The organism is Streptomonospora alba (assembly GCF_000826685.1).
Classification (GTDB): domain Bacteria; phylum Actinomycetota; class Actinomycetes; order Streptosporangiales; family Streptosporangiaceae; genus Streptomonospora; species Streptomonospora alba.
In genome coordinates, this window is the sequence record NZ_JROO01000068.1 from 1 (window position 1) to 4,768 (window position 4,768).

7 protein-coding genes and 1 pseudogene are annotated in these 4,768 nt (G+C 69.7%); 5 read left to right on the plus strand and 3 right to left on the minus strand.

Annotated elements, in window-relative coordinates:
- The first annotated feature begins 300 nt into the window (after positions 1-300).
- Positions 301-441 (plus strand): hypothetical protein, encoded by a 141-nt coding sequence (locus tag LP52_RS27540; RefSeq protein ID WP_157036475.1) that lies wholly within the window; start codon positions 301-303, stop codon positions 439-441.
- 151 nt (positions 442-592) lie between these two features.
- Positions 593-1,569, plus strand: a pseudogene (gene pip, locus LP52_RS24975) (prolyl aminopeptidase).
- A 162-nt stretch (positions 1,570-1,731) separates the two neighbouring features.
- On the opposite strand, the gene LP52_RS25965 reads toward pip, so the two are convergent.
- Both LP52_RS25965 and LP52_RS24985 read right to left on the minus strand, forming a co-directional pair.
- Positions 1,732-2,121: a hypothetical protein gene (locus LP52_RS25965; protein ID WP_157036476.1), complete on the minus strand. Its 390-nt coding sequence runs from the start codon at positions 2,119-2,121 to the stop codon at positions 1,732-1,734.
- A gap of 64 nt (positions 2,122-2,185) precedes the next feature.
- Positions 2,186-2,938 carry a hypothetical protein gene (locus LP52_RS24985; RefSeq protein ID WP_040276874.1) on the minus strand — a complete coding sequence of 251 codons (753 nt, stop codon included), beginning with the start codon at positions 2,936-2,938 and terminating at the stop codon, positions 2,186-2,188.
- Positions 2,939-2,944: 6 nt separating this feature from the next.
- On the opposite strand from LP52_RS24985, the gene LP52_RS27545 reads away from it, so the two are divergent.
- The 3 genes from LP52_RS27545 to LP52_RS24995 all read left to right on the plus strand — a co-directional run bounded on the left by LP52_RS27545 (position 2,945) and on the right by LP52_RS24995 (position 4,467).
- Positions 2,945-3,109 carry a hypothetical protein gene (locus LP52_RS27545; protein ID WP_157036477.1) on the plus strand — a complete coding sequence of 55 codons (165 nt, stop codon included), beginning with the start codon at positions 2,945-2,947 and terminating at the stop codon, positions 3,107-3,109.
- 24 nt (positions 3,110-3,133) lie between these two features.
- Positions 3,134-3,985, plus strand: coding sequence for a hypothetical protein (locus LP52_RS24990; RefSeq protein WP_040276875.1), 852 nt, complete (start codon positions 3,134-3,136; stop codon positions 3,983-3,985).
- Positions 3,986-4,047: 62 nt separating this feature from the next.
- On the plus strand, positions 4,048-4,467 hold the full coding sequence (locus LP52_RS24995) for a hypothetical protein (RefSeq protein ID WP_238581088.1): 420 nt from the start codon (positions 4,048-4,050) through the stop codon (positions 4,465-4,467).
- 129 nt (positions 4,468-4,596) lie between these two features.
- On the opposite strand, the gene LP52_RS29065 is transcribed toward LP52_RS24995, so the two are convergent.
- A complete protein-coding gene (locus LP52_RS29065) occupies positions 4,597-4,689 on the minus strand; it encodes a hypothetical protein (RefSeq protein ID WP_394298227.1) in 93 nt (30 codons plus the stop codon).
- Between the last annotated feature and the right edge of the window lie 79 nt (positions 4,690-4,768).

Here is a 4,768-nt window from a genome sequence, read left to right on the forward strand (position 1 = left end):
GGACGGTGGACTTCACCGAGGCCGAGGGTACGTGCCCCATCGGGCTACTGGCCGCCATCGAGCGCGGAGAGCCAGAGGTAGTGGTCTTGCCCGACCCGTGGCGTCCGCCTGACGGCCAAAACGATGAACAGGAAGACTCAGAGGCGCCTGATCTCTGACATCTTCGCTGAGGTCAACACAGTGTGCTGACCTCAGCCATGGACCTGTACCGGCTGGCCTCAGGTCCCCACTGACAGGTGGATGGAGAGGGATCGCGGAATCGGCCGGACGCCGTCGGTGCGGCCCGACAGGATGGGGCACATGAGCGAGCGCGAGCGCGAGACGACGGTGCCCTTCATCGGCGGCCCGGCGGACTGGCGCGGCCGCCGCGTGGCGATGGCGGCCTCGACGTCTTGTCATGAAACCCGGGTTGAGGAACATCGAGGTGAATCCCCGCGCTGAGCACCAAGCGGACCTGGTGGGGTCGGGATGAGAGACCCTCTGACCTCACCGATGAGAGCAGTTCCCTGGCCTTGGGCTCAGGCCGTTCTCTTCCTCGAGTACTCGAAGGCGCCAAGGTCAGCGGACTGTACGCCCGTCCCCGCGCCCGACCATGCCCACGCCCACGAACAGCCACATCAAGAGGAATCCTGTGTACCCCCACAGCCACCCCCACATCAGCGGTTACCTGGAACGCCCCGACGGCCAACGCCTGTTCTGGCAGGAACTGGGAAACCCCCAAGGGATACCGGTACTAGGCGTACACGGCGGCCCCGGCTCCTCCTCCAATCCACGCTGGTCGATGCTCACCGACCCGGACCATTACCGGCTCATCCTGCTCGACCAACGCGGCGCCGGCGCCAGCACCCCCAACGCCGGCGACATTCACACCGACCTGGGCCTCAACACCACCGACCACCTCATCGCCGACTTCGAGGCCCTGCGCACCCATCTGGGCATCGACACCTGGCACCTGATGGGCGCCTCCTGGGGATCCTGCTTGGCCCTGGCCTACGCCCAGACCCACCCCGATCGTGTGCGTTCCCTGGTGCTGTTCGCTGTCACTGCCGGTACCCGCCAGGAGATCACCTGGATCACCTACCACATGCGCCGTGTCTTCCCCGCCCAGTGGGAGGACTTCTACGCCGCCGCGGGCGTCGGCGCCGACCCCACTGCGCTCCCGGCCGCCTACGCCCGTCTCCTGGCCGCCCCCGACCCCAAGGTCCGCTTCGATGCCGCCCGCGCCTGGTGCACCTGGGAAGACACCCACGTGGCCACGCCCCCAACCCCCGTTTCGAGGATCCGGCCTTTCGCGCCACCTTCGCCCGCCTGGTCACCCACTACTGGGCCAACGACTGCTTCCTGACCCCCGACCACCTGCTGAACAACGTCGACCGCATCGCCCACCTGCCCGCGGTGCTCATCAACGGCCGCCTGGACATCAGCGGCCCCTGCGACACCGCACACGACCTGGCCGCTCGCTGGCCCGCCGCCGAATTCGTCATCGTCGATGATGCTGCCCACACCACCAACACCGCCGGTATCGGCCAGGCCGCCAAGGACGCCCTCGACCGTTTCCGCGCCCTGTAGGCCAGGCTCCCGGATCCGAGCCTTGGCCTCTTCCGTGCCTCGCTCGTGGAGCTGGCGACCTACTGAGCCCTCTGGTCCACCTCGGGCACGACTGCTGCATCGGCACAGTGCTCTCCGCTCTTAGGGTGACGCCGTATTCCGATGCCCCGGCCCGTGTCGGGGTCAGTCGGTGGTGGTGGGCGGCAGCGGCGGCCGCCCGGGGCGGGGGTCGGCCACGGCGCCGGGCCAGCGGGTGCGCGCGCTCTGGCGGGTGATGCCGGCCGCCGCGCCGATGTCGGCGTAGGTGACCTCGCCGGTGGCCCCGGCGGCGCGGGCGGCCTGGGCGCGCAGCCACTCCAGCTCTGCCCGGGCGAGGGTGAGCGCGTGCAGCAGCGCCAGCGCGGACCTGGCCTGCTCGTCGGGCGCGGCCGTGGTGAGGGGTTCGGCCAGCGGCGCCTGCTCGGGTGCCAGCTCCAGCGCGAGGTCGCGTCCCGCGCGGTAGAGCGCGTCGCGCAGCATCCAGCGCTGCTCGTCGGTCGGCGGGTCGGTGTAGCGGTCCATAACGACAAGCATGCCTGTCGTAGTCGCTGACAACGACATCCCGGTCTGTCGTTGTCGCACTGCCGGTCTCCGCGCGCTACAGCGGCGGGAGCTGGTTGACGAAGTAGCCGATGACACCGCCGATCGTACCGCTGACGAGCGTCAGGAGGACGTCTTTGCGGTGGCGCTCCCACCACGTGGGCCGTTCGGCGCGGGGAGCGTTGATTACCACGTTCGGCGACACCAGGAGGTAGCGAGTGCCCTGCCAGGCAATAAGCATGACGCAGAAAACTACTGTGAACAGCAAATACGTGACTACGAACATGAAGCCGCCGACGAGCTGTATCAATACAATGCCGAACACCAGTGGTATCGCAAGCGCTATCAGCACGAAGATGCTCATCCGGCGGATGAGTCGTCGTTTCCATGGCATCGAGCCCCGGAGAAACCCCCGTTTCGGGCTGCACAGGCGGCGGAGCTGCTCGGCGGCCCAGCGCGTGGAGTTTGTGGGCTCCTCCAGAACCACGCTTGCTTCGACTCGCGTGATGTCGAGAGACAGTGCGGTGGTGCCGCGACGCCCGGAGATGGTCAGGCGCTCCAGGCGCTCGGGGCCGACGTCGGTGTTAGCGAACGCGGCGAAGGCTTCGGGGGATGCGCCGCGAGTGCGGCGATCGTCATGGAAGTCGATCTCCACATGGCCGCACTCGTCGCGGATGATGCGGGCGGCCTCGACAATCTCCTCGCGGTAGAGCCGGGCCAGGCGCAGGGCCACCTCGCTGCGGTAGGGCAGAGAGTGGGAGAGGACCGGCTCCTCGTCTGTCGGCTTCTCCGCGGGCTCGGGGGTGGTCATGCTCCGGTGATACCGCACCCCTTCTGCACCAACGTCGCCCGCGGCGTGGAGGAGGAGGCGCAGGGATGGCTGTCTGTGCGCGACCTCCACAATGCCGAGATGGGCGCGCTGCTGGAGCGCGCGCCGGGCCGATCCCGCGGCGAGGAGCCCGTACTCCTGCTCGTCGAGTAGGGCCGGGTCACCGCGCTGCGCGGGATGGCCATGCGCCTGCGGCTGCTGGCCGGGCTGGGCCCGCGGCGGGCCTGGAACGTGCTGGCACGCATCACCACGGCCGCGAGCGGGAGCGCTCCCGCCGCAGCTTCGAGGATGAGTCGCCGCGGTGCGCTGGGCCGCACCGCCGCCGTGGCCGCCGCCGCGGGCGTCTTCTCCGGACTTCGCCTGGCGCCGGCGGCCGCCGAGACCTCCGCGTCCGCGGCCTCGGATGACTGGCTGGCCCGACTGGTACTGAAGAACAGCCGGGACCTGGCCGATGGAGAGCTGCAGCAAGCCTGGAGCAGCGCCCGCGGCTCGGCCAACCTGCGCAACCTCCTCGAAGCCGAGCTGCCCGACCAGCCCGCCGGCCTAGGCGCCGCGCGCAGCTCCACCGGCCGCGGTTCCGGAGAGGACCTCAAGGGCGTGGTCCACCAGATCGAGGGCGGCGGCGAGCTCACCGCCCTGCTGTGGCAGAAGGACAACCTCTCTGTCCTGTTCTACGAGGCTCGCCAGGGCCAAGAGACCACGCGGCGCTCAATGGTCCTGGACCTGGACGAGCCCCAGGAGCGCCTCAACATCCTGGGCCGCTCCGAGCAGGAGGAGCTCCTGGTGCCCAGCGGAGACGTGCAGACCCGCATGGCATGCTCGCCCGGCGGCTGCTCAGGCGCCTGCTACAGCTGCCAGTGCTCCGGCTACGACCTGGGGTGCCTGGCCACCTGCTGCGGGTCCTGCGTCGCGGCCTGCGCTGGTGGCCCGCAGGCCTGCGTGGCCTGCGCGACGCTGTACTGCGCCCCCTGCCTCGGTCTGATCGGGTGCTGCTCGGGCAGCGCCTGCCAGTACCGCCCCTCCTGCTGATCATGGGAACGAGCGCGCATCCCCGTCATGAGCCCCCCGCACGCCGGGAAGGGGCGGTGGGTATGGAGCACCAAGAGACATCCCCCGCCCCTGCCCAAGCCCCCGCGGGAACCGGGGTCCTCGGAGCCGTGCTGGCCGTGGCGGCCACGGTGGCGCTGGCAGTCTGGGTCTGGAACGCCGACGTGGCCGATCCGATCCCCCACCGCCTGTTCCTGGTGATCTGGATCGCCGGCGGGCTGCTGCTGGCCGGCGAGATCCTCAGTCGCGATGCTCGTGTGGGCCGACGCATCCCGCTGTGGGGCCACGTGTTCTACCTCGGGCTGCTGGTCGGGGCCGCACTGGGCACCACCGCCTGGAGCGATCTGGGCGCGGTCTTCTGGTACCAGCTGTGGTGGGGAGGGCCGCTTGCCACGGCACTGGCGCTGGCGCTCTGGGAGCAGTATCGCCACCGCCGGGTCTCTACCCCCGCACAGAAGCCGTGAGGCTCTGGGCGTGACGCGCAACATGGGCGCGAGCAACATGCCCGCGTCCATTTTGTCCAGATCCTGGCTTCCGATAAGGGGTTAACGGAGGTCAGACTTCGTCGGCGACAGCGGTACACGGGGAGGGGCTTACTGCTCCTCCGCCTCCCGCGCCCTCCGCAGCCAGGTCTCGGCCTCCTCGGTGCGCCCGTCCTGCTTCAGCAGCAGGCCGAGGCTGGCCATCGCGATGATGTTCCCGTTGTCGATGGCGCGGCGGTACCAGGCCTTGGCCTCCTCGGTGCGCCCGTCCTGCTGCTTCAAC

What these genes read in the sequence shown, in the direction of transcription:
- LP52_RS27540 (WP_157036475.1), top strand. Translation starts at nt 301, where the DNA reads ATGAGCGAGCGCGAGCGCGAGACGACGGTGCCCTTCATCGGCGGCCCG.
- LP52_RS25965 (WP_157036476.1), bottom strand. Translation starts at nt 2,121, where the DNA reads ATGCTTGTCGTTATGGACCGCTACACCGACCCGCCGACCGACGAGCAG.
- LP52_RS24985 (WP_040276874.1), bottom strand. Translation starts at nt 2,938, where the DNA reads ATGACCACCCCCGAGCCCGCGGAGAAGCCGACAGACGAGGAGCCGGTC.
- LP52_RS24990 (WP_040276875.1), top strand. Translation starts at nt 3,134, where the DNA reads ATGGCCATGCGCCTGCGGCTGCTGGCCGGGCTGGGCCCGCGGCGGGCC.
- LP52_RS24995 (WP_238581088.1), top strand. Translation starts at nt 4,048, where the DNA reads ATGGAGCACCAAGAGACATCCCCCGCCCCTGCCCAAGCCCCCGCGGGA.
- LP52_RS29065 (WP_394298227.1), bottom strand. Translation starts at nt 4,689, where the DNA reads ATGGCCAGCCTCGGCCTGCTGCTGAAGCAGGACGGGCGCACCGAGGAG.